The 26,012-nt window shown below is 28.5% G+C and carries 19 protein-coding genes and 1 other annotated feature; of the genes, 12 read left to right on the forward strand and 7 right to left on the reverse strand.

Annotation, left to right across the window (positions count from 1 at the left end; all coding sequences use genetic code 11):
• Positions 1 to 2 precede the first annotated feature (2 nt).
• Complete coding sequence (gene nuoE / locus EK368_RS07710; RefSeq protein ID WP_129598157.1) at positions 3 to 485, reverse strand: NADH-quinone oxidoreductase subunit NuoE; 483 nt, start codon at positions 483 to 485, stop codon at positions 3 to 5.
• A gap of 262 nt (positions 486 to 747) precedes the next feature.
• On the opposite strand from nuoE, the gene EK368_RS07715 reads away from it, so the two are divergent.
• From EK368_RS07715 to EK368_RS07735, 5 genes are all read left to right on the forward strand, one after another.
• Positions 748 to 1,158, forward strand: a complete 411-nt coding sequence (locus EK368_RS07715; protein ID WP_129598159.1) for an NUDIX domain-containing protein — start codon at positions 748 to 750, stop codon at positions 1,156 to 1,158.
• 368 nt (positions 1,159 to 1,526) lie between these two features.
• Positions 1,527 to 1,706 carry a Spo0E family sporulation regulatory protein-aspartic acid phosphatase gene (locus EK368_RS07720; RefSeq protein WP_129598161.1) on the forward strand — a complete coding sequence of 60 codons (180 nt, stop codon included), beginning with the start codon at positions 1,527 to 1,529 and terminating at the stop codon, positions 1,704 to 1,706.
• Positions 1,707 to 1,830: 124 nt separating this feature from the next.
• Positions 1,831 to 2,037 carry a hypothetical protein gene (locus EK368_RS07725; protein ID WP_129598163.1) on the forward strand — a complete coding sequence of 69 codons (207 nt, stop codon included), beginning with the start codon at positions 1,831 to 1,833 and terminating at the stop codon, positions 2,035 to 2,037.
• A gap of 256 nt (positions 2,038 to 2,293) precedes the next feature.
• Positions 2,294 to 3,634: a CoA-disulfide reductase gene (locus tag EK368_RS07730; RefSeq protein ID WP_129598165.1), complete on the forward strand. Its 1,341-nt coding sequence runs from the start codon at positions 2,294 to 2,296 to the stop codon at positions 3,632 to 3,634.
• Positions 3,635 to 3,901: 267 nt separating this feature from the next.
• Positions 3,902 to 5,236, forward strand: coding sequence for an FAD-dependent oxidoreductase (locus EK368_RS07735; protein ID WP_165000373.1), 1,335 nt, complete (start codon positions 3,902 to 3,904; stop codon positions 5,234 to 5,236).
• Positions 5,237 to 5,348: 112 nt separating this feature from the next.
• Here the strand turns inward: EK368_RS07735 and EK368_RS07740 are convergent, their stop codons facing one another.
• A complete protein-coding gene (locus tag EK368_RS07740) occupies positions 5,349 to 7,370 on the reverse strand; it encodes a methyl-accepting chemotaxis protein (protein WP_129598169.1) in 2,022 nt (673 codons plus the stop codon).
• A 334-nt stretch (positions 7,371 to 7,704) separates the two neighbouring features.
• Positions 7,705 to 8,496 carry a putative hydro-lyase gene (locus EK368_RS07745; protein WP_129598171.1) on the reverse strand — a complete coding sequence of 264 codons (792 nt, stop codon included), beginning with the start codon at positions 8,494 to 8,496 and terminating at the stop codon, positions 7,705 to 7,707.
• 145 nt (positions 8,497 to 8,641) lie between these two features.
• Between EK368_RS07745 and EK368_RS07750 the strand changes: the two genes are divergently transcribed.
• The 5 genes from EK368_RS07750 (at position 8,642) to EK368_RS07770 (ending at position 13,523) form a co-directional block, all read left to right on the forward strand.
• Positions 8,642 to 9,421, forward strand: coding sequence for an IclR family transcriptional regulator (locus EK368_RS07750; protein WP_129598173.1), 780 nt, complete (start codon positions 8,642 to 8,644; stop codon positions 9,419 to 9,421).
• A 272-nt stretch (positions 9,422 to 9,693) separates the two neighbouring features.
• Positions 9,694 to 10,464, forward strand: coding sequence for a LamB/YcsF family protein (locus EK368_RS07755; protein ID WP_129598175.1), 771 nt, complete (start codon positions 9,694 to 9,696; stop codon positions 10,462 to 10,464).
• An 11-nt stretch (positions 10,465 to 10,475) separates the two neighbouring features.
• A complete protein-coding gene (locus EK368_RS07760) occupies positions 10,476 to 11,696 on the forward strand; it encodes an NRAMP family divalent metal transporter (protein ID WP_243109382.1) in 1,221 nt (406 codons plus the stop codon).
• Positions 11,697 to 11,757: 61 nt separating this feature from the next.
• Positions 11,758 to 12,495 carry a 5-oxoprolinase subunit PxpB gene (pxpB, locus tag EK368_RS07765; protein WP_129598177.1) on the forward strand — a complete coding sequence of 246 codons (738 nt, stop codon included), beginning with the start codon at positions 11,758 to 11,760 and terminating at the stop codon, positions 12,493 to 12,495.
• A gap of 2 nt (positions 12,496 to 12,497) precedes the next feature.
• Positions 12,498 to 13,523, forward strand: coding sequence for a 5-oxoprolinase subunit C family protein (locus tag EK368_RS07770; protein WP_129598179.1), 1,026 nt, complete (start codon positions 12,498 to 12,500; stop codon positions 13,521 to 13,523).
• A 6-nt stretch (positions 13,524 to 13,529) separates the two neighbouring features.
• Here EK368_RS07770 and EK368_RS07775 read toward each other — a convergent pair whose 3' ends face one another.
• The 4 genes from EK368_RS07775 to EK368_RS07790 all read right to left on the reverse strand — a co-directional run bounded on the left by EK368_RS07775 (position 13,530) and on the right by EK368_RS07790 (position 18,482).
• Positions 13,530 to 15,659: an ATP-dependent helicase gene (locus EK368_RS07775; protein ID WP_129598181.1), complete on the reverse strand. Its 2,130-nt coding sequence runs from the start codon at positions 15,657 to 15,659 to the stop codon at positions 13,530 to 13,532.
• A 96-nt stretch (positions 15,660 to 15,755) separates the two neighbouring features.
• Positions 15,756 to 17,045, reverse strand: a complete 1,290-nt coding sequence (gene brnQ, locus EK368_RS07780; protein ID WP_129598183.1) for a branched-chain amino acid transport system II carrier protein — start codon at positions 17,043 to 17,045, stop codon at positions 15,756 to 15,758.
• Positions 17,046 to 17,201: 156 nt separating this feature from the next.
• Positions 17,202 to 17,441 (reverse strand) — a binding site (T-box leader).
• Positions 17,442 to 17,554: 113 nt separating this feature from the next.
• Positions 17,555 to 18,148 carry a LysO family transporter gene (locus tag EK368_RS07785; protein ID WP_129598185.1) on the reverse strand — a complete coding sequence of 198 codons (594 nt, stop codon included), beginning with the start codon at positions 18,146 to 18,148 and terminating at the stop codon, positions 17,555 to 17,557.
• Positions 18,138 to 18,482, reverse strand: coding sequence for a LysO family transporter (locus tag EK368_RS07790; protein WP_202976445.1), 345 nt, complete (start codon positions 18,480 to 18,482; stop codon positions 18,138 to 18,140). The genes EK368_RS07785 and EK368_RS07790 overlap by 11 nt, the downstream gene beginning before the upstream one ends.
• A 595-nt stretch (positions 18,483 to 19,077) precedes the next feature.
• Between EK368_RS07790 and addB the strand changes: the two genes are divergently transcribed.
• Positions 19,078 to 22,458 (forward strand): helicase-exonuclease AddAB subunit AddB, encoded by a 3,381-nt coding sequence (addB, locus tag EK368_RS07795; protein ID WP_129598188.1) that lies wholly within the window; start codon positions 19,078 to 19,080, stop codon positions 22,456 to 22,458.
• On the forward strand, positions 22,439 to 26,005 hold the full coding sequence (addA, locus tag EK368_RS07800; protein ID WP_129598190.1) for a helicase-exonuclease AddAB subunit AddA: 3,567 nt from the start codon (positions 22,439 to 22,441) through the stop codon (positions 26,003 to 26,005). The genes addB and addA overlap by 20 nt, the downstream gene beginning before the upstream one ends.
• Positions 26,006 to 26,012: the final 7 nt, after the last annotated feature.

Below are 26,012 nucleotides of genomic sequence, written 5' to 3' on the forward strand. Positions count from 1 at the left end.
ATCTATACCTCCTTACTTTCCTTTTTTTTGATTTCTCTTATAATTTTTTTTGCTTCTTCAGGAGTTAGTTGTCCATAAGTTGTATCATTGATCATCATAACTGGAGATAAGCTACAACAACCAAGACAGGCAACATTATTTAAAGTGAAAAGCCCATCCTCTGTAGTTTGTCCCTCAATGATTCCTAATTCATCACAAACAGCTTCTTCAATAAGTTTTGAACTATTTACATGACAGGCAGTTCCTTGGCAAAGCATGATAAGATATTTTCCTATAGGATGAAGGCGAAACTGGGTATAAAAAGTTGCTACTCCATGTATCTTTGATGCTTTGATATTAGTCTTTTGTGCAATATAGTCAAGAAGCTCTAAAGGAAGATAACCATATAATCCTTGAGCTTCTTGCAAGATAGAGATTAAATTTGTGGAACTTTCTTTGTACTTTTCTAAAATAGGGTCTAACATTTGGAAGTCTTTACATTTCATTTTCTACACTCCCTTTATATAAAGTAAATTTTAAGAAACAAAATATAACAATTTTGTAATTAAATTATAACATGGGTATAATTGAAAGTAAATTAAACATAAAAAATATTCAGAAATTAAAAATGTTGAGTATAATATAAAAATCATAAAGAAAAATTTACTCAAATAGAATATTTTTGATACTATAGAATATGAGAAATAGTGATTAATATAAATGTATAACTTGTAAATCAAATTTATTGATAAATAGGAGGAATAGAATATGGAAATTTTTAAAGAATGTTGTGCAATTGCAGTTGTGAAAGATAAAAAAGTATTATTAGGACTTAGAAAAGATGGACAAGGGTGGAGCATGGCAGGAGGAAAATTAGAAAAAGGAGAAAATTATGAAATGGCAGCAATGAGAGAATTGAAAGAGGAATTTAATCTAGTTGCTAATGAACTTTATGATTTAGGAAATATAGAATCAAACGCTTATGTAAGAGGAGAAGAAAAAAAAGTAAGCCCTAAGGTTTTTTTATGTAAAAATTTTAGTGGAGATGAAAAACCTCAAGATGATGAAATGAAAGAATTAAGATGGTTTTTACTAGATGAATTAAAGGAGCTTTCATTATTTTTACCTACTAAAGAAGTGATTGATAAATATAAAAATGAAATATTTAGATGTTTATAGGACATAGTAAGTTGATTATGAAAAAGGACTGATGTTAAAGTTAAATAGAATTGGATTAAGGGAGCCAGTTAAAGTCATTTGAATGATCGTTACTGGTTTTTGTTTTATCTAGAATATGATGATATTGAATCCAAATATTTAATAAATTTACATTAAATAAACCAAGGTTCTTAACTATAATAAAAATATAAGAATAATAACAATATACATGTTCAAGGCTATTTATACAAACTATATAAAATTTTGTCGTTTTTTAAAATAAGATGTAAGATTAACAAGAAAAATATTAGAATTTGATGAATGATTTATAGGTATATAGATGAATATGAGGGTATTATTACGATATAAAAAATATAGGTAGGATAGAGATGCATAAATTAAAAGAAATGGAAATTAAAGAATTGAAAGAGGAAATCAAAAGGTTGAGGGCATTGTTAGATTTATGTTATATAGATGAAAATATGTCCTTTGAAATGAAATTAAAAATAAGTGAAGATATGGATGTATTGATTGTTAAATATTATAAACTTATGAAATTTAAAATGTAATTAGAGGATAAAAAAATAGCAATATATGTATAAAAAGAAGGGAAAACAAGATAAATATAGAATAAATATACAATATATTTAAAGAATTTTGTGAATGGTTATATGAAAAGAAAGGGAGGATATCATGAAAGAAGTTCTTAAAACAAAACCAACTTTGACTGATGATCAAAAAAATATATCTAGAGATATTCAAAATATCTATCAAGTGTTACAAACTATGGCGAATGTTTTAGACAATGTGGCAGCTCGTCAAAAAGAAATAGTAGAATTAAAAAAAGAAGTGAAATATTTAAAAGAAAAGGTAGAGAAAAAAAGATTTTTTTTCTTTTGAAAAATAAAGTTTTTTAATAATTGATGTGGGTATATAGTAAATATCAATATGAAAGGAGTGAGTCCGCCAAAGTATGCATAAATTACAACTGAATATAGAGTAAAAAGACAACTCCATTGAATAGTAATCATTAAAGAGTTGTCTTTTTATTTTATGAAAGATTTTCAATTTTAAAAAGCGTATTTTTAAAAAATAAAATGTTAACAAAATTGATTTTAATAAATTATAAAGAAAAAAAGTACAAGGAGGAAATTATATGAATGACAAAAGATTAATTATCATAGGAGGAGATGCTGCTGGTATGAGTGCAGCAGCAAAAGCCAAAAGGGTAGATCCAAGTTTAAATATTACTGTCTTTGAAAAAGGAGAATATATTTCTTATGCACAGTGTGGATTGCCTTATTATATTTCAAATGTGACAAAAGATGAAGAAACATTAATTGCAAGAACAGTACAAGACTTTGAAAAACAAGGGATATCTGTTTTTACCAATCATGAAGTAATTCATATTGATATAAAACAAAAGTGTATACAAATTCGTGATCAAAATCAAAACATACATACAAAAAAATATGATTATTTATTAATGGCTACTGGAGCTGATCCACAATTACCACAAGTAAAGGGAGCAGATTATAAAAATATATTTACATTAAAGACAATTCCTGATGCAAAAAATATAAAAGAAATAGCTCAACGAGAAGAGATAAGAGATGTAGTCTTGATAGGCGGAGGCTATATCAATGTAGAATTGATAGAATCTATGATTTTGTTAGGAAAAAAGGTAAGAATTATTCAAAGACCAAAAACTTTACTCAATATTATGGATGAAGAGTTTGGAAAAATGATACAAACAGAAGTAGAAAAATATGGAGGGATTGTAAATACAGAAGAAAGTTTAGAAGAGTTTATAGGAAAAGAAAAAGTAGAAAAGGTGCGTACTAATAAAGGAGAATATAAAGCAGATTTAGTGATTGTTGCTATAGGAATTAAACCTATGACAAATCTTTTAAAAGATACAAACATACAAATGTTAAAAAATGGAGCAATTAAAGTGGATGCTTATGGAAAAACATCTATTAAAGATATATATGCTGCAGGAGATTGTGCTAGTGTATATCATTTAGTCAAAAAAGAAGATGTATATATTCCTTTGGCAACCAACGCAAATAAACAAGGAAGATTTACAGGAGCTTTTATTGCAGGCGAGAAGAAGAAATTTCCTGGTGTCTTAGGATCATCTGTTGTGAAGGTGTTTGATATGACCTTTGCAAAAACAGGAATAAGTGAAAATGAAGCAAAAAAAATGGATATAGAGTATGAAACTGTTAGTGTGAAGGCACCTAGTCATGCTAGATATTATCCAGATCAAAAGCAGATATACATCAAGCTTGTATATGAAAAAGAAACAAAAATATTATTAGGAGCTCAAATGGCAGGAAAAGATGGCGTAGCAAAAAGATTAGATGTATTTGCATTAGCAATTGATCGAAAAATGACAGCACAGGAGCTAGGTAGTGTGGATTTTTGTTATTCTCCACCTTATGCAACCCCTTGGGATGCAATACATATTGCTGCAAATAGTATAAAACTATAATAGTATTTTTTTACTTTAATAAATTTCTATCATAAAGGTTTATTGATAAAAAATAATAGCTTCTAAAATTTTGAAGGAAGGACTTTTTAATATACAAAAGAAGAGGTTGAGGAAAAATTTTAAAAAAAACAATAAGTGTTCCTCGATCAAAAAAGAAGACATCTTTATAGAGTTTCAAAGATGTCTTTTAATCACTAGTGTTCAAATTTTATAAAAATGAGGTATATATGGAATATAGTGTTAATTGATATGGGAAGGGTGTTAGTGATGAATAATGAAAATTTAAAAACATGGAAATGTACGGTATGTGGGAAATCTTTCAATGGGGAGTATCCTCCTATTCCTTGTCCAGTATGTGGAGTGGGAGAAGAATATTTTATTGAAATTAAAAAAGAAAAAATAAAAAATTCATCTACTTTACAAGAAAAAATAATTATTGTTGGAAATAATGCTGCAGGAGTATCTGCAGCCGAAGCTATAAGGGAAAGAAATAAAAATGCATTTATTCAAATTATATCTAATGAAAAAGTATTTGGATATTATCGCCCTAGTCTTTCTAAATTTTTATCGACTAATTTATCTGATGACGAATTTTATTTAAAATCAAAAGATTGGTATCAAGAAAATAACATTACGATTACTTTAAATACTAATGTGAATAAAATTTTAAAAGATCAAAAGAAAATACTTTTAGATAATGGGGATGTAGAAGAATACGATAAGCTTATTTTAGCTAATGGAAGTAGATGTTTTATGCCTCCTATAAAAGGTTATGAAAAAGAGGGAGTATTTACCTTAAGAAATTTAGAAGATGCTAATCATATTAAAAACTATGCTAAAAATTCAAAGGTAGCTGTAGTAGTAGGTGGAGGTATTTTAGGGATTGAAACTGCTTGGCAACTTCATCTATTAGGTGTTCATGTAACTATAATAGAACGTTCAGATAGACTTTTATTAAGACAATTAGATGAAAGAGGATCTACTTTATTAGAAAAAGCTATACAAGCACAAAATATAAGAATCATAAAAGATTCTTTAGTAGAAGAAATTTTAGGTGATAAAAATATTACTGGAATAAAAACAAACAGGGGAGAGAATATTTTATGTGATCTTGTAATTGTTTCTGCTGGTATTTGTCCTAATAAAGAGATTGCAGATGAAGCTGGAATTGATACAAATAGAGGAGTTGTTGTAAATGAAAAAATGCAAACTAACGAAATAGATATATATGCTTGTGGTGATGTTGCAGAATTTGAAAAAATTAATTATGGACTATGGACAGAGGCTATTGAGCAAGGTAAAGTTGCAGGAGCTAATGTAGTAGGGGATTCTCTAATTTATAAAAATATTACGCCCTCTAATGTTTTTGAATGCATGAATATACAGATTTTTTCCATAGGGGATATTGGAAGAGATACAGATAAAAATTATGAAACAAGTGAAATTTATAATTCTGAAAAAAAAAATTATCAGAAAATGTATTTTGAAAACAATAGATTAGTAGGAGCAATTTTATTTGGAGATGTTTCTAAATCAGTAAAGATAACAGAAGGAGTTAGAAAACATTTTTCTTTATCTATGATGATCAAAAATTTATATTAAATGGGGTATGAAAAAACAGAAAAAGAAAATATTATTAGAATGGTTATTTAACAAAATAGTGAGTTTAAAGTTAGAAAAAACCTCTTGAGTTTTTAAGAGGTTTTTTCTAATTTTATTTTTGTTCATAATCAAATTTCTGAATGGTCTGTTCTAAGTTTTGAATATTTTCTTCTAAATCTTTTATTGTTTTTACCATAGTTTCCATAGAAGCTGTTTGTTCTTGTGTTGAAGCTGCTACTTCTTCTGTATTGGCAGAAAATTGTTCTGTAATACTATTTACTTCTTCAATGCTTTTAGTAACAATTTGAGATTTTTCATTTACAAGGATTACTTTTTCATTAGCTGTATATAGACTGTTATTTGTAATTTGGAATCCTTCTATTATGTTTTTGAAGGATTGTAATACTTCTTCTAAAACAAATTTTCCAGCTTCAGCTTCTTGGTTTCCTTCATCAATGGAGGTTAATGCTTTTTTTGTATGATTTTGAATATTAACAATTAGATCTTTAATATGATCTGCTGAATTCATGGACTCTTCTGCTAACTTTCTTATTTCTTCTGCTACTACTGCAAAACCACGACCTGCTTCTCCTGCTCTTGCAGCTTCAATAGATGCATTAAGAGCCAGTAAGTTTGTTTGATTTGCAATACCATTGATCATATCTACAATATTTCCTATTTTTGTGGAAGTTAATTCTAATTCATTAATTACTTGAGAAGAAGAGTGAACACTACCTCTTATTTTATCCATTTGAGTAGCTAACTTATCTATTTTTTCTCCTCCTAAGGATAATACTTGATTTGTTTCATCTGAATATTTAACAACCTTTGAGATTTCAGATTTTACATCATCTATATGAGTGATTACATCTTTAATACTAGCGGATGCTTCATTCATAGATATAACTTGCTCTTCTGCTCCTTCTGCAATATTTTGTGTAGCGTTTGCTATTTGTTCAGAAACATCTTCAACTTGTAAAGATATATTTACCAACTCTTTTGTATCGGATAAAGAAGTTGAGGAAATAGATTGTATTTTTTGTATCATTTCCCTTAGGCTATCTATCATATGATTAAAGCTATTTCCTAACAATCCAATTTCATCATTAGTAGTAATATCTATTTTTTGATTAAGATTTCCTGATGAAGTTTCTTCAGCAAGAGAAGATAAATCTTTTAGTGGAGAAATAATTTTTCGAATGATCAGTAATAATAAAGCTCCTGATAGTAAGAAACATATACTGCCTAATAAAATAGATACTTTAAGAATATGATTCTTTGTATTATTAAGGTTATCTAAAGAAAGTCCCACATTTACTGCACCTATATGATTTCCATTTTCATAAATTGGAATTAATACATCATAAGCGGAAACTCCTGGTTTATATTCAAAAACACTACTATAAGGTTTTCCATCTACAGCAGAAGTTTTACTTCCTAAATCATTTAGTGTTTTTCCAATTTTTTTTGTATCACTATGTGCTATTACTGTTAAATTTTTATCTATGACTACAGCATATAAGATACTTTCTTTTTTAGCTATTTCTTCTACAACTTTTTGTTTCCCTAATTTTTCTTTTAAATCATTTACATTATTTGCTTCAATGCCAACTTGTATAATTCTATTAGGACTTAGGGCTATAGCTCCTAATTTTAAAAACAATCCCTGTTGATTTCTACTTTCTCGAATAGGTTCCATAATTTCACCAGTACCACTTTCGAATAAAGGAATTATAGGGTGATCTGGATTGCATGTTATACCTATACGATCTAAAAGATTAGAAGAAATAACTTTTTTCTTTTCATCAAAGACTTGAATGGTAAAAAGATTTAAATCTTGAGCAATTTGTTGAAGATACTCATTTGAAATGTTTTGATTGTGACCAACTAAATAAGCACAAGTTCTAATTTTATCTTCTAATAATTTTTCTACTGTTTCTTCAGAAATTTGACTATTTTCTATTTCATTGGCTATTTTTTCAGATAATAACATACCATCTACTTTTAGTTGATTCTCCATTTCTTTATTTACAATATGTAAAGAGACTGATGTCATTATAAAAACTACAATGAACAAAATGGATAAAGATAAACTTGCAATTTTAAATTTTATAGATATATTTCTTTTTTTCAATAAGGCTACCTCCTCTTTACGGTTATTATTTTTTAGAAAGATAAATTACCAATAGCCATATCAATTTACATGTTTTTTATGAATATAAAGATAAAAATGGAATTGTTTTTATAAATAATACAACTTATAAAGCTTTATAGATTATGGCTGATGTAAGTAGTATGACTATAGGATATAAGCGGATTATCCCTCCTTTATATAAATTTTACTATATGAATTATATTACATTTTTGTATTTGAATTCATATATTAGAGTGATAATGAAAACAAATCTTATGATAAAAAACTAAAAGGTATAAAGAGGAGGTTATTGACAAATATAGAGATAAAATATTTAAATTACTGCCAAATCATGATTTTTAATATCGGTAATAAACATATGTCCAGGGGAGTGAGTAATCATAATTTCTGGCTTTACATGCATTGCTACTGCTTGAGGAGTAACCCCACAAGCCCAAAATACAGGAACTTCACCTTTTTTTATTTCAACTGGGTCTCCAAAATCAGGATGGTTTATATCTTTTATACCGATTATATTAGGATCTCCTATATGGATAGGAGATCCATGAACACTTGGATACCTAGAAGTAATTTGAACAGCTTTTACTACTTTGTCATAAGGAATAGGTCTCATACTTACAACAGTAGGACCAGAAAATATTCCAGAGGGATGGCAGTTTATATTTGTAATATACATAGGAACATTTTGATTAAGATCAATATGACGCATTTGTATGTCTGCTTCTATTAAAGCATGTTCAAAGGTAAAACTACATCCTAATATAAAAGATACAAAATCATCTTGCCAGAAAGGTGTGATATTGGTATATTCTCCTACTAATTCTCCTTTTTTATAAATTCGATACTTTGGAAGATCTGTAGCGATATTTGCATCTTTCCCAATGAAGTTTAAGGTTTTAGAGCCTACATCTGTTACTTCTAATATAGGACAAGGTTTTGGATTTCTTTGAGCAAACAATAAAAAGTCATAAGCTAAGCTTTTAGGAAGAATTACTAAATTGCCTTGGGCATAGCCATCACACATACCACAAGTAGGTTTGATGATTTTTTCTTCTCGAATAAGTTTTCGAATATGAGAAGGTGTTGTAAATTTTAAATCATTCATAAAAAAATCCTCCTTTTACAATATAGTTTACATTTATTGTAATGGGCAAAGAATGTTTTGACAATAATAAAAATTCAGCGAAATAAAAAAATAGTGTATAATGAAATTAAAATCATTATAAAAAAGAGGAGCGTTTAAGAAGAATATGGAACAGGAGAATCAGATCAATCAAAGTCTAGATAAGGCATTACATATTTTACAATATTTCACTTTGGAAAATCCAGTAAGAGGATTAAGTGAACTTACACGCCTTTCATCCATTCCAAAGGCAACCGTTTATAGATTACTCAATACCTTTGAGAAAGATGGATATTTAAGACGTGTAGATCTAGATGGAAAGAAAAATCAGTACAAATTAGGTGTTAAATTTTTACAATTAGGAACTATTGCTTCTGAGTCTATAGAAATAAAAGAAATTGCACTACCTTTTATGAAAAAATTAAGAGATACAATCAATGAAGATGTACAATTAGTTATGAAAGAAGATAATTATGCCATTTATGTAGAAAAAATCATGAGCTCTCATCCAGTAAGGTTATTCACAAAAACTGGAAGACCAGCATCGTTTAATGCAGGTGCTTGTCCAAGAGCCATTTTATCATTTCTAGAAGATGAAGAAATTCATCATATTTTAAAAGAAGAAAGCTTAATGAAATATACCCACAATACAATAACAGATCCTAATGAACTTTGGGAGATGATTTTAGATAGTAGAAAAAAAGGATATACCATTAGCTTTGGTGAAATGGAAGATCAAACAGTAGCTGTAGGAGCACCTATATTTGATTATAGAAAAAAGGTCGTGGCATCTATCAGTACAGCAGGACCACAACAAAGATTTCATGAGGAAAGATTTCCTGAGATTATTCAAAGGACAAAAGAGACAGCCTTAGAAATATCAAAAGCATTAGGCTATAAAAAATAATGAAAGATGAAAATCTTTCATTATTTTTTTAAAAATTTTTTGCTAAATTAAAAAACAAATAATAGAAAACTAGGTAGATAATAAAAGATGAAACATATATAAAAAACAGAAAATTAAGTCTAATGAAATAAAAAATGGAATAAATATTCGTTGCTAGAATTGTCGAAAATTTGTAAAAGTTATTATAGACAATGAAAAACTCATATGATACTATATAACTATAAAAAATGAACCATTGGTTCAATTAATGAAACAATTATGGAGGTGCTTTCATGTATACAGTAGATCTAAATAGTGACTTAGGAGAAAGTTTTGGTAATTATAAAATTGGATTAGATGAAGAGGTCATTCAATATGTAACTTCTGCAAATATTGCGTGTGGATGGCATGCAGGGGACCCTCTAGTAATGGAAAAAACTGTTCACATGGCTAAAAAAGAAAATGTAAGAATTGGAGCACATCCAGGATATCCTGATTTGATGGGATTTGGAAGAAGAAATATCACCTGTAGTCCTAAGGAAGTAAAAGCATATGTAAAATATCAATTAGGAGCTTTACAAGCTTTTACAAAATCTCTAGGAGAAAAGATTCAACATGTTAAACCTCATGGGGCTATGTATAATATGGCAGCAAAAGATTATGCATTAGCTAAAGCTGTAGCAGAGGCTATCTATGAGGTGGATGAAAACGTTATTTTGATGGGACTTGCAAATAGTGCTCTGATAAAAGCGGCAGAAGAAATAGGACTTAAAGTAGCCAATGAAGTATTTGCAGATCGAGCTTATAATACAGATGGAACATTAGTTTCGAGAAGTTTAGAAGGAGCAGTCATTCATGATACAGATGTGGCCATAAAAAGAGTGATAAAAATGGTAAAGGAAGGAAAAGTTACAGCTATAAATGGAGAAGAAATACATATAAAGGCTGATTCTATTTGTGTCCATGGAGACAATCCTAAGGCTGTGGCATTTGTAAAGCAAATTAGAGAAAAGTTAGAAGAAGAAGGTGTAAAAGTTACTGCAATTTCAAATTTTATTAAATAGGGGGAGATAGGATGAAAGCTAAAACACAAAAGCGAAAAATGCCTAAAGCAAATAATTTGGGAGCTTTATTAGGAGCTGCTTTTATCATGGCAACATCAGCTATTGGACCAGGATTTTTAACGCAAACAGCTACTTTTACAGAACAATTTGCAGCAAGCTTTGGTTTTGTTATTTTATTATCTATCATATTAGATATAGGAGCTCAGGTAAATGTATGGAGAGTTATTGGGGTATCTGGTATGAGAGGGCAAGATATTGCCAATAAGGTAGTACCAGGGCTTGGATATTTTGTAGCTATTTTAGTAGCACTAGGAGGGCTTGCTTTTAATATTGGCAATATTGGAGGGGCTGCTTTAGGATTAAATGTAATTTTGGGAATTGATGTAAAAATAGCTGCCATTCTATGTGGAATCGTAGGAAGTATCATTTTTTTATCTAAAGATGCAGGACCAGTAGTAGATAAATTTACAAAAATTCTTGGTGGACTCATGATCTTACTTGTTGGGTATGTAGCTTTTGTAACGAATCCTCCTATGGGGGAAGCTTTATATAGAAGTATTGCACCTGAAAATGCAAAAGAACTTGTTTTTCCAACAATCACTCTTGTAGGAGGAACCGTAGGAGGTTATATTACTTTTGCAGGAGGACATAGGTTAATTGATGCAGGAATTACAGGAGAAGAAAATTTAGGAGAAATCACTAAAGGATCTGTAATGGGAATTGTAATTGCATCTATTATGAGAGTATTTCTATTCTTGGCAGTATTAGGTGTAGTTGTAAAAGGAGTTCAATTAGATCCTTCAAATCCTGCTGCATCTGCTTTTAAGCATGGAGCAGGTATGATTGGATATAAATTTTTTGGAATTGTCTTATTGTCTGCAGGAATCACATCTGTAGTAGGAGCAGCTTATACATCTGTATCATTTTTAAAGACTCTTCATTCTTCTATTGAAAAAAATGAAAAGTATTGGATTATTGGATTTATTGTAGCATCTACTGCAATTATGGCGATCCTTGGAAAGCCTGCAAAACTTCTTATATTAGCAGGTTCGTTAAATGGATTAATTTTACCTATTACTATTGGAGTGATTTTATTAGCTTCTAAAAGAAAAGATATTGTTGGGGATTATAAACATCCTACATGGTTACTAATATTTGGTATAATTATAGTATTCATAGCAGGATATGCAGGATTAGGGGCACTTCAAAATATGCAAATGTTAGTTCATTAAGGATTAGCATCTAGGTTTTCCTAGATGCTATACCTAATTCGTACAAAAGGGAGGTTTATATATGTATGAACAAACAAAATTTTTAATAGCAGGAGAAAAAGCAGTAGTAGTAGAATTTGGTGATGAAATTTCAGAAAAAATAAACCAAAAGGTAAGATCTATGATGATTGCTACTAAAGAAAGAAATATAGATGGAATTATAGAGTTTATTCCTACTTATAGATCTTTGATGATTCAGTATGATCCTTGTAAGATTGAATATGAAACTTTGTTAGATAATCTTAAAAAAATAGAAAAACAATTAAATGAAATAGATATTCCCCTTCCAAAAGTCATTGAAATCCCCACTCTTTATGGAGGTGAATATGGTCCAGATATACAAAATGTAGCAGATCATAATCATTTGAGTATAGAAGAAGTGATAAATATTCATTCATCAAAAGAATATTTGATTTATATGTTAGGTTTTACACCTGGATTTCCTTATTTGGGAGGAATGAATGAAAAAATTGCAACACCAAGGCTTAAGGTGCCAAGGACTAAAATTACAGGAGGATCTGTTGGAATTGCAGGAAGTCAAACGGGTATCTATCCTATAGATAGTCCTGGAGGGTGGCAATTAATTGGAAGAACACCTCTCAAATTATATGATGCTTATAGAAAAGATCCTATTTTATTAGAAACAGGCAATTATATTAAATTTGTTCCTATTGATGAAAAAGATTATAAAAAAGTTCAAGAGAAAATTCAAAATAATATTTATGAATATAAGACATATCCTAAAGAAAGGAATGAATGATTATGGGTCAAATAAAAATTGTTCATCCAGGGCTTTTAACAACGATTCAAGATGAAGGAAGATATGGATATCAACAATTTGGTGTTCCAGTATCAGGAGTAATGGATGATTTTTCTTATAGAGTATCTAATATATTAGTAGGAAATGAAGAAAAAGAAGCAGTGCTAGAAGTTACTATGATGGGTCCTACCATAGAATTTGAAGAAGAAGGAATGATATCTATTACAGGAGGAGATTTATCTCCTATGATTAACGGAAAAAGTATTTCTATGTGGAGAAGTATTCATGTAAAAACAGGGGATACATTGTCTTTTGGAGCTATCAAAAGTGGTTGCAGAAGTTATATCTCATTTTGCGGAGGAATTAAGACTCCCATAGTGATGGGAAGTAGATCTACTTACATGAAAGCAAAAATAGGAGGACTAGAGGGTAGAGCATTAAAGGCAGGAGATATAGTACCGATAGGAGAAAAAATAAAGAATTTTTCTAGTAGAATCCTTCCTGTTAAATATATTCCTCAATATGAAAAAGAAATAGAAGTAAGAGTCATATTAGGTCCTCAAGAAGATGCTTTTACAAAAGAAGGAATACATACTTTTTTAGCTAATTCTTATACAGTAACAAATGAGTGTGATCGAATGGGATTTCGATTAGATGGAGAAGAAATAAAGCATATAGATGGAGGAGACATTATTTCTGATGGAATTAATTTTGGAGCTATTCAAATTCCAGGTCATGGAAAGCCCATTGTGATGATGGCAGATCGACAAACTACAGGAGGATATACTAAAATTGCAAATGTTATTTCTGTAGATCTTTATAAAATAGCTCAAGCAAAGCCGAAGGATCAAATAAGATTTAAAAAAGTAGATATCAAACAAGCTCAAAATCTTTTAAAAGAAACAAATGAAAAAATAGAACAAATAAAAGAAGTAACTATTTCCCAAGAAATTATTAAAATAAATAAATATATAGTAAAAATAAATGGAAAATCTTACGAAGTGAAGGTAGAAGAAATAAAGGTATGATAAATTTTATTTTATCATACCTTGTTCTATACATACAGAAATAGAAAGAGATCTGATACCAAATTTTTTAAAATCTACTTCCATAAAATCTTTTTCTATAGATAGAATTTTTCCATTGCCAAAAAATTTGTGATGAATTTTCATATGAATAGAAAAAGAATGAGCTATTGTTTTTTCTGATTTTATAGGATAAGATATGTAGAAATCCTTATGAGAAGAAACCTCTGTTTTAAGATGATTTTCTAACTCCTCTATAAAAGGAGAACTCTTTTGATAAGCTCCATCTAAAAATATAGGAATCATCAATGAAAGATTTTTTTTTGCTCTTGTCATACCTACATAAAAAAGTCTTCTTTCTTCTTCGATAAGATTTATTTTTTCTTCTTCAGAAAGATCAGAAGGAATATTAGGTGGAAATTGTCCATCTGTTAGATCTATCATATAAACACGATCAAATTCTAATCCCTTAGCACCATGAACAGTAGAAAGATAAATAGATACTTTTTCATTTTTTTTAGAATTTTGTATAAAAAAAGATTCTAAAGCATTTAACCTTTCTATAAATTCAATAAGTGAAGAAGCATTTTTACTAATGAGCTTTAATTGTTCAAGGATCAATAATGTATTTTCATAAGATGATCTGATTCGTTGACAATAGTTTTTAAAATATTTTTTATAATCTAGATTTTCTTCAATAAATACAAGAGCATCATAAGGATTCATAGAGGATAGATGATAAAAATCCTTTTGAAGTCTTTTTAAATTTTTGATTTGAAAAATTTTTAAATCTGGTTCATTTAAAAGGTTATCAAAGACAGAAATAGGTCGTTGATATTCTTTAATAGAAAGAATTGATTTTTTTGAAATATATCCATTCATTTTATAATAAATTTTTTCAAAAGCCTCTAAATCATAAGGATTAAGTGATACTTTTAAAAAAGCTAATAAATCTTTAATCAACCAATGATGAAAAAAAGACGTTTGAAATCCATTGATAGAAAAAGAAATATCATTTTTCAAAAGAAAATCTACTAAAGCGATAGAAGATACATGACTTCTATAAAGAATAGCAGTAGTTCCTTTATAAGCCGTTTTTAATTCTTGATCAATGTATTTGATTTGATCAAAAAAATTTTGTATTTTTATGATTTGTACAGGTTCAAAAGATTGATTTTGAGTATACATATTTTTTATATATCGTTGTGTATTTTTTTTAATAAAATCGTTACTAACACAAACTACTTCTTCGGAAGAACGATAATTTTTTTCTAGAAAAAATAATTTTCCACCCTTATAAATTTGATCAAACGAAAGTAAAGCTTTAGGATGTGCTCCGCGAAATCCATAAATAGATTGATCATCATCTCCTACCATAAATAAATTATGATGAGGAGTAGATAAAAGATAAATAATATTATGCTGAATTTTAGAAGTATCTTGAGCTTCGTCTACTTGAATATAAGGATAATGATTTCTATATTGATGAAGAAGTATTTTATCTTTTTTCAAAATAGAAAAAGCTAGAGATAACATATCATCAAAATCAATAAAACCATGCTTTTTTTTATATTTTTCATAAGAAGTATACATATCTAAAAAGTTATTGACTTCAAAATCATAAGAAGAAAAATCATTTTCCTGAATTAAATTGTTTTTGACAAAACTAATATGACTTAAAAGAGCTTCAAGTTTTTCTTCTGTAAGTTTTTCACGATTGAATTGTTCATAAATATTTTTCAAAAGAATAGTCTTTTGAATTGGACTATTACTTCCTTCTATAATGGTATAGGAAATATTATTTTTTCGAGCATATTGATTGACTATTTTTAAAGCCAATTGATGAATAGTAGAAAAATATACTTTTGAATGAATATGTTCTCCAAAAACATCATAAAATCTTTTTTTCATATCTGTAGCAGAAGCTTTACTAAAGGTGACAGAAAGGATATTGGAAGGATTAATTTTATGATGAAAAATTAAATGAGCTGTTCGACAAATAAGAGTAGTAGTTTTTCCACTTCCAGGAACTGCTAAAATCAAAGCAGGACCGTCTTTATGAAGAACAGCTTTTTTTTGTTGTGGATTTAATTCTATATTATGATTTTTATGTAACATTTGAAAAAATGAATTGTACAAGATAACTGCCTCCAGTTTAAAAGATCATTGTATAGTATATCACAAAATATATATTTAAAACAAAAAATCCCCTGAAAAGGGGATTTGTCTTTATACTTATGAATGAGATTTAGGATCATTTCTAAAAATAAATGCACTAATGATTCCAAATATAATAGATGGGATCACCCATGCAAAGCCAGCATCCGCAAGAGGTATATGACTAATTATCTTTCTAAAGAAAGTAATTTGTATACCCATAGCACTAAGTCCATCATAAAAGCTTACAAGTAATGCTCCAAATACAGCTCCGATATAAGCTCCTTTTGGCATAAATTCATCTAAAGCATTCATAATAATGAGTACAGCAGTAATAGGATATACTGTTACCAATAAAGGAACTGCAATAGCTAGGATTTTTTCAACTCCACCAATAGCAAACATACCACTAAATACAACTGTTGCAATAACAATTACTTGATAACTTATTTTGTTGTTGCTTAATTTATTAAAGAAAGTTCCAACAGTTGCAGTCAGCCCAATAGATGTAGTAAGACATGCTAAAGATACAACAATTCCTAAAGCTACTTTACCAAAATCACCTAAAAGGGTATTTGTAATACTCATTAGTAAAACAGATTTATCTATAGTAGGTGGGTAAACAGAATTGGCATGAGAACCAAGATACATAAGTCCTCCATAAACAATTACTAAACTAATTGCTGCAATGACACCAGCTCGTATAGTAATTGTTACTTGCTCTTTTACATCTTTATATCCTTTTCCAACAAGAGCAGTAAGCATTACTCCTGCAAATACTACGGAAGCCAAGGCATCCATTGTTTGATACCCTTCTGTAAAACCTTTTGTAAAGGCATTTCCTTCCATTGCAGTAGAGGCAATTCCCACTGGAGATATAAATCCTTTAATGATGATAATAAAAATTACAACTAAAAGAAGTGGTGTAAGGATTTTACCAATTTTATCTACAATTTCAGATGGTTTAATAACAAAATACAAAGTAATACCGAAAAATATAATAGATGAAATTACAGGGCTAATACCTGGAAAATTAGGAAGTACTCCCATTTCAAAAGTAGTTGCTCCAGTTCTTGGGATAGCTAAAAGAGGTCCTATAGCTAAAATAATAATTGTTGCAAATATCTTACTAAAAACTGGATGAACCTTATTACCAACATCGTTAATTGTACCTCCAGCTTTTGCAGAGGCTATAATTCCTAAAAGAGGCATACCAATAGCGGTTAAGAAAAATCCAATAGCACACATAATCCAACTTTTACCTGCAATAAGTCCTAAAAAAGGTGGAAAAATTAAGTTTCCTGCTCCAAAGAACATAGCGAATAAAGCAAGGCCTAATACAAAAGCATCTTTGTTTTTTTGATTCATTTACATCCCTCCATAATAAAATATAAAATTTCATGAAAAATCTAAAAATTCAATTGATATTTAAATATATGATAGAAATTATGACGTAGCTACAATTTTATAAATTACATAATTTCATATACATAAAAAAACCTTCATCTCTATGAATAATATATTCATAGGGACGAAGGTATATTTTCGTGGTACCACCCTATTTTGCATAAAAATGCCTCTATCAGATCTAAGAAGACCTCAAATCCTAGCCATATATCGGTGGCAACCGGCCAAATCTACTAAATAGTTTCGAGATGGCTGCTTAGAAGTGAGTATTGTATACACCTTTGACGCTAACTTTCAGCAGCTGTTAGCTCTCTGTAGTCGAAAGAATAGTATTTTTTTCTTCATCATTGCATTATTATGTGTAATTGATTAATATGTATTATATGTGTAATTTAAAATATTGTCAATGTTTTTTTAAAAAAAGAGGTGATATAATATGAAAAATCTCTTAATTTAAGAAATTTTTTATATTATAGATTAATAAGTATAGGTACTAAAATAGGAACAGAGCTAGATAATATTACTCCAGTAATAAAGGATACAATAGCTGTTTGAGAATTGGTAGCATTAGAAATAATAGGGAGTGTTGTATCCATAGCTGTAGCTCCTGCAGGGGCTATGGCTTCAAAATCTCCAACATATTTTGCTATAAATGGAATAGAAATGAGTGCAATAATTTCTCGAACTACATTAGAGATAAAAGCTAATGCACTAAGTTCCGGTGAATATTGAGTAAGCATCATAGCAGATAAAGTATACCATCCAAAGCCTGCACCTACTGCACTAGATTCATTGATTGGAAGATGAAGTAAAAATCCACCTATAATACTTCCTATAATACTTCCTACAGCGATCATAAATGGAATGAAAAGAATTTTAAGTCCCATTTTCTTGATTTGTGAAAAAGCATCTTTGTTTCTACCCATATCTAAACCTACAAAAAACAATAAAAGACATAAGCCTATATCAATTATTAAATCTGTATGTTGTAATATTTCTGAAGATAAAACGAAATGTCCAAAGCCTATACCAAATACTACAGAAGCGATAATATTAAAGCTCATGAGAAGTTACCTCCTTATTCATGTCTTTTGTTTGATGATTTTTTTGAGAGGAGATACCTTTTAGAATATAGCCCTTTACCAGTTTTACACCTAGTACACTAAATAAAACTGCAAAAATAGACATAATAAGAGCTTGATAACCAAGTTTAAAAAAAGATGATAAAACCTTTTCATCTACACCAATTCGAATTCCCATAATAAAAAGTAAGAATAAAAGGCATGAGTTTTGAATGAAATTTAATTTGCTAGCTAAATTTTCAGACAAATGACCTTTAAAGCCTATCAAAGCTCCAATTCCTAAAATAAATAAGTAGAGTAGTAACCTTGTTAACATGACTTTATCCCCTTTCAGATCAGTAAAATATTAACTTAACTTCTTCAAGATAACATAGTTTTATATAGATAACAAGCGTTTTCTTAATAAATGGAATACTTAGAAGGTTTAAAAAACAATTTGATTTCTGACAAGTGGAATATTGAACAAAATGAAAAGATTTTGTTGGTGCTATGATAGAAACATGTGAATTTTTTGTAAAATAAATATGTATTAATTATAATATTTAACTTTTTTAATATCTTTTATTTGGGGATAAGTAGTTAATAAATAATTTAAGAACAATAATAATTCCTTGGATTTTCCAATAAAACATATTCTGTTTTGAGATGTAAATTTTAACATACTTCATATCCCCTTCCTTTATATAAATTTAAATATTATAGGACTTTATACCCAATTTTTCTTTTTATTATATCATTTTTTTACTTAAATTTTATAAAAAGTGTCGTTTAATAAAAAATAAAAAATAGAATGAAAATATGAATACTTTTAGTAGTAAAGTGATAATTTTTTATCCATGAACAACACTTATAGCCATCTACATAAAAATCAATTATGTTATAATAATAAGACATAGTAAAGGAGTGAAAGTATGGGAATTTGTTGTGTTTTGGGGAGAAGTGGAGTAGGAAAAACTCATTTTGTGCTTAAAAATATAAAACATTATATAGAAAATACAAATAAAACATTAATTTTAATTGTACCAGAGCAATTTACACTACAAGCAGAAAGAAATTTGATTGAGAAATTAAATCTTCCTGGTATTATGCATGTTGAAGTCCTAAGTTTCACAAGGCTTGCACATAAGGTATTAAATGAGGTAGGAGGAATTACTAGAGTTCACATTAATGAACAAGGAAAAAATATGATTCTTAGAAAAATTATAGATGAAGGGCAAAAAAATCTTACTATTTATAAAAATGCATCCACACAAGAAGGATTCATTCCTATGTTTCATGATTTGTTATGTGAACTCAAACAACAAGATATTTTACCTATAGATTTATTAACAGGAATCAATAATATAGATGAAAACGAAATATTATACTCTAAAATAAAAGACATTACTTATATTTACGAGTTGTTTGAACTCTATTTAGAAGGTCGTTATATAGATACAGAAGATTATTTTAATCTATTAATTGAAAAAATGGATGAAGCGAAATTCTTAAAAGATGCTTATATTTGGATTGATGAATTTGATACCTTTACTCTACAGACTTATAGGATTATAGAAAAATTAATGAAAATGTCTAAGAATTTGACTATGACTTTTTCTATGGATCCATCTTCGAGTAGAGATGATGGAGATTTGTTTAAAATATCAGAAATGACTTATGAAAAAATATCAGATATGGCTTTTAAAAATGGTTTGTCTAAAGAAAATATAGATTTAAATAAAGAAAATAACATTTCTATTAAGAAAGATGAAATTAATCATATACAAAAAAATATTTATGCATATCCGTACCATACTTTTTCAAAAGAAATAAATAATATAGAAGTTTTTGCGGGGGTAAATATTCGCAGAGAAACAGAAAATGCAGTAGCTCAAATGACTCATTTGGTAAGAGAAAGAGGATATAGATGGAAAGATTTTGCAGTTGTGTCTAATGATCTTAAAAATTATGCTCCTTTTATTAAAAATGTACTGGAAGAGTATGATATTCCATATTTTTTAGACCAAAAAAGAGGGATTGCTCATAATCCTATTGTTGAATTTGTTTTATCATCTTTATCTATCGTATGGAAAGGGTATAGATATGAAGATGTATTTCGGCTTTTAAAAACAGGATTTACAGATGTAGACATAGATGGGTATGAAAAACTTGAAAACTATGCGCTTCAGTATGGAATAAAAGGAGATAAATGGAAAACAGCCTTTGAATATGGAAAAGAAATACACAACTTAGAAGAGCTAAATGAATGTAGACAAATTTTTATAAAACCTATAGAAAATTTAGAGAAAAAAATAAAAGGTAAAAAAAATATTTCGGACATGACAAAAGGGTTATACAATTATTTAGAAGAAAGTAAGCTTCAGGAAAAAATAGAAAAGTGGATTGATCATTTAAGAGATCAGGGTAAGTATGAGTATGTCAATGAAAATACACAAATATGGAATGTGATTATGGAAGTATTCGATCAGCTTGTAGAGATTATGGGTGACCAACGGGTTACTTTAAAGGAATATATACGCATGCTTGATTCAGGCTTTTCATCTATGGAAATAGGAATTATTCCTACATCTATTGATCAAGTATTAGTAGGAAATATGAGTAGATCCAAAAGTCATGATATAAAAGCTTTATTCATACTAGGAGTCAATGATGGAATATTACCATCAGGAAAAGAAGATGATGGAATACTATCTGAAGAAGAAAGAATTTATATGAAAGAACAAAATATTGTATTAGGACATGATGGAGAAAAAAAAGCATATCAAGAAAAATTTACTATTTATTCTACTTTTTCAAAACCTAGTGAGTATTTATGGATTAGTTTTTCAATGGCTGATGAAGAAGGAAAAGCAATGCGTCCATCTATACTGATAGACAAGCTAAAAAAAATATTTCCAAATCTTACAGTCTATAGTGATTTGATGGATGGGATAGATCAACAAAAAAGAATGATTACAACACCTAAAAGTACTTTTGCACATCTGGTTGAAAACATAAGAATGAATCTAGATGGTAAAGAAATCAATCCTATATGGTGGGATGTATATGGATGGTATTACAGACAAAAAGAATGGGAAGAGAGAATGAAAATGGTTGTAGAAGGACTTTTTCATCATAACAATACAAATTATATACAAAAAGATGCTGTGAAAAAATTATATTCTATGCCTATAAAATCTAGTGTTTCAAGACTTGAACAATTTGTAAATTGTCCATTTGCTCATTTTATTAAATATGGGTTAAAGCCTAAGGATCGAAAAGTATTTGAAGTAAAAGCACCAGATATAGGACAGATTTTTCATAGATCTATGGAAGCTTTTACTGAGGAACTTGAATCACAAAATATAACTTGGAGACAATTAAAAAAAGATCAATGTGAAGAATTTATGGAAAAAGTAATAGATGAGATGATTCCTAATTATGAAAATGGGGTTATGCTTAGTACAAATCGATATAAATACCTTGTGAAAAGATTAAAACGAATTTCTAAAAGAGCTGTTTGGACATTAACAGAACATATTCAACAAAGCGAGTTTGAGCCTAAAGAATATGAAGTAGAATTTGGAATAGATAAAAAATATCCTCCTATTACAATAGAATTATCAGATGAAGAAAAAATATATGTAGAAGGACGAATCGATCGAGTAGATGTATTAGAAGAAGAGGATGAATACATTAAAATTATAGATTATAAATCAGGAGATAAGGACTTTAACCTTTCAGATGTATATTATGGATTTCAATTACAGCTTATGATTTATTTAGATGCAGTTTTAAATGGAGGGGATCATAGAAAGCCTGGTGGAATTTTTTATTTTAAAATAGATGATCCTATGGTAAAAACAGAAGAAAAAGTAAAACAAATAATAGAAGAAGAAATAAAAAAGAAATTAAAAATGAAGGGATTAGTATTAAAGGATGTAAATATTGTAAGAAAAATGGATTGTGAATTTGAGGGATACTCTCAAATGATTCCTGTAGGAATTAACAAAAAAGGAGAATTTTATTCTAATTCTTCTGCCGTAGATGAAAAAACATTTAAAGAATTGATTGCACATGTAAAAAAATTAATAACAGAGATTACTTATGAAATTATGAAAGGCAATATAGAGATTACTCCTTGTAAAAATGGAAAGCAAACTGCTTGTGATTATTGTCAGTATTTGAGTATTTGTCAATTTGATACAAAAGTAGAGGGAAATGATTATAAAAATATGAAAAAGCTATCAGACGATGAAGTAATTACAAAGATAAAAAATGTGAGGGATGAAAATGGTAAATTGGACGGATGATCAAAGGGATGCTATTGATGCAAGAAAAAGTAATTTGTTAATTGCAGCGGCAGCAGGATCAGGTAAAACAGCCGTATTAGTGCAAAGAATTATACAGATGCTTATAAAAGATAAATTAGATATAGATAGATTGTTGATTGTAACTTTTACAAATGCAGCTGCAGGAGAAATGAGAGAGAGAATTGCACAAGCGATTATGAAAGAATTAGAAAAAAGAGATTTGAATGAAGAACATTTAAGAAAACAGCTTCACTTGATCAATAAAGCATCTATAAGTACACTTCATGCATTTTGTATAGACGTAGTAAGAAAATATTTTCATCTTATAGATATAGATCCTCATTTTAGAATTGGAGATAGTACAGAAACAACTATTATGAAGATAGAAGCTTTAGAAGAATTATTTGAAAGTCAATATGAAAAAGAAGAAAAAAATTTTTTAGGACTGGTAGAGCGGTTTGGAGGAAATAAGGAGGATACACCTCTTGGGGATTTGGTTCTTCATTTATATGAATTTATTCAAAGCCAACCTTATCCAAGTAAATGGCTTGAAGAAAAGGTTGAAGATTTTAAATTAAATATAGATGATTTTGAAGATTCCAATTGGTATAAAATGCTTAAATACCAAATTGAAATGTCTTTACTTGCGGCAAAAAATCTATTCTTAGAAGGAAAAAAACTTTGTAATATTCCTTATGGACCAAAAGGTTATGAAGATGCTATTGATCAAGATATTTTTATAGTAGAAGATATGATGAATGGTTTATACGAAGATATCCATAAGTTTTATACTATTGTTTCTAATGTAGAACATAAAAGACTAGGGAAAATAGATAAAGATACAAATGAAGATGTAAAGGAATCTGTAAAAAGCTTAAGAGATCAAGGAAAGGATATCTTAAAAAGCATAAAAAACGAAATACTTATGAAAGAACCACAAGATTTTATAAAAGATTTGAATGAATTGTATCCTTATATGGAATATCTATACGAGCTTGTGGTAGATTTTGAAGAAATCTATAATGAAAAGAAAAAAGAAAAAGGAATTGTAGATTTTAATGATTTAGAACATTATGCATTAGCTATTTTAGAAAATAAGGAAGCATCAAAAGAATATAGAAAAAAATATGAATATATTTTTGTAGATGAATATCAAGATAGCAATATTGTTCAAGAAACTCTTTTAAGTCTTATAAAAAGAGAGAACAATTTATTTATGGTAGGGGACGTAAAACAAAGTATTTATCGATTTCGCTTAGCAGATCCATCTTTATTTATTGAAAAATATGAAACGTTTCAAAAAGATAAAGATGCTCAAAATAGAAGAATTGATTTGAGTAAAAACTTTAGAAGCAAAGAAGAAGTTATTCATGGAGTAAATTTTATTTTTAAAAATATTATGACAAAGGAATTAGGAGAAATAGATTATGATGAAGATTCGTATCTTTATTATGGAGGAGAAAATCAATCTTTAGACGACATGGAAATAGAATTTTGTTGTATAGAAAAAAAGGAAGATCGTACAGATGAAGAATTAGAAGAGTTAGAAGATATGGAAGTAGAAGCACGTACCATTGCAAAAAAAATAAAGGAATTATTAAAAAAAGAAATATATGATTCAAAGTTACAAGATTTTAGAGAAATAAATTATAAAGATATGGTCATTCTTCTTCGTGGTACGAAAAATTGGGCTCAAAATTTTTTAGAAGTTTTTACAGAGGAAGGAATTCCTTCTTATGCAGATGTAAATACAGGATATTTTGAAGCAATAGAAGTAAATATTTTTATGAATCTTTTAAAAGTGATAGATAATAAAAGACAAGATGTTCCATTATTGAGTATGATGCGTTCCCCAATAGGAGGATTTTCTACTGAAGAGCTTATAAAAATTCGTACAGAAAGTATAGAAAAAAGTTACTTTGAAGCAGTATGTAACTATGCACAATATAAAGATTATCTAGGAGATAAATGTAGAAAGCTTTTAGAAAAAATGAGTCTTTGGAAAGAAGATGCAAGGTATATTCCTATGGATGAACTTATTTGGAAGCTTTTAAAAGAAACAGGATATTATCATTATGTAGGAGCTATGTCAGGAGGTATACAAAGACAAGCAAATTTAAGAGTATTAGTAGATAGAGCAAGACAGTTTCAAAAAACTTCCATAAAAGGACTCTTTAATTTTATCAAATTTATTGATAAACTTAAAAGTAGCAGTGGAGATATGGGAACTGCAAAAACATTAGGAGAAAATGATGATGTAGTAAGAATTATGAGTATTCATAAAAGTAAAGGATTAGAGTTTCCTATTGTCATTATAGCAGGAATGGGAAAACAATTTAACCTTAGAGATAGTTATTCACAAGTTTTATTTCATAAGGATTTAGGGTTAGGACCTAGATATGTAGAACCAAACCTTAGACAATATACAGATACTTTTCCTAAGATTGTCATGAAGCATCAAATTAAAATAGAAAGTTTATCAGAAGAAATGAGAATACTATATGTAGCTATGACAAGAGCAAAAGATAAACTTATTTTAGTAGGATCTATAAAAGACATAGATAAAACTTGTAAAAAATGGACAAATCCAATACATTCTTTTTCTTTATCACATAGTAAAAATTATATGGACTGGATAGGAGCTGTTCTTATAAGACATAAAGCTGGTGAAAAATTAAGAGAATGGGCAAGTGTTTCATGGGATGATAATAAGTTATGGGATGATCCTTCAAAGTGGATTGTTAAAAGATTAAGCAAAATAAATATTCAACAGCAAGAAGCAAAAAAGAAGATAAATCAATTGGAATTCAGACAATGTTTAGAGGATTTTAAACTTAAGAATATAGAAAATGAAGAGTTTGTAGAGTCAAGATTAAACTTTAGATATCCTTATGAAATTGCTACTCAAATACCATCTAAAATGTCTGTAACAGAAATTAAAAAACTATCTTTAAAGGAATTAGATACAATCAAGATGCATATTCCTGCATTGATTCAAAGACCCGAATTTATGGAAAAAACAAAAAAGTTAACAGGAGCACAAAGAGGAACTATGATCCATTTTGTTATGCAGCATCTTGATTTATCAAAGGTAGGAACACAAGAAGAAATTAAAATACAAATAGAAAACATGATAGAGGTAGAGTTGTTAATAAGAGAAGAAGCAGATGATATAGACATTAAAAAAATTATAAATTTCTTTGAAAATTCTATTGGAAAACGTATGATAAAAGCAAAGCAAATATATAGGGAAATTCCATTTAACTTTGTAAAAAAGGCTTCACAAGTTATTACAAATGGAGAAGATTGTAATGAAAAATTATTGATACAAGGAATTATTGATTGTTATTTTGAAGAAGATGATGGATTGATTTTAATAGATTATAAAACTGACTACATAGGTAGTGAAAATGAAAAAAAAATAATTGATCAATATAATTTACAGATCGAATTGTATAAAGAAGCTTTGCAGGAAATTACTAAAAAGAAAGTAAAAGAAAGTTATATTTATTTATTTGATATAGAAAAAGAAGTTAAAGTATTGTAAATAGAAG

The sequence above is a fragment of the Anaerophilus nitritigenes genome, assembly GCF_004138215.1.
GTDB lineage: Bacteria > Bacillota > Clostridia > Peptostreptococcales > Thermotaleaceae > Anaerophilus > Anaerophilus nitritogenes.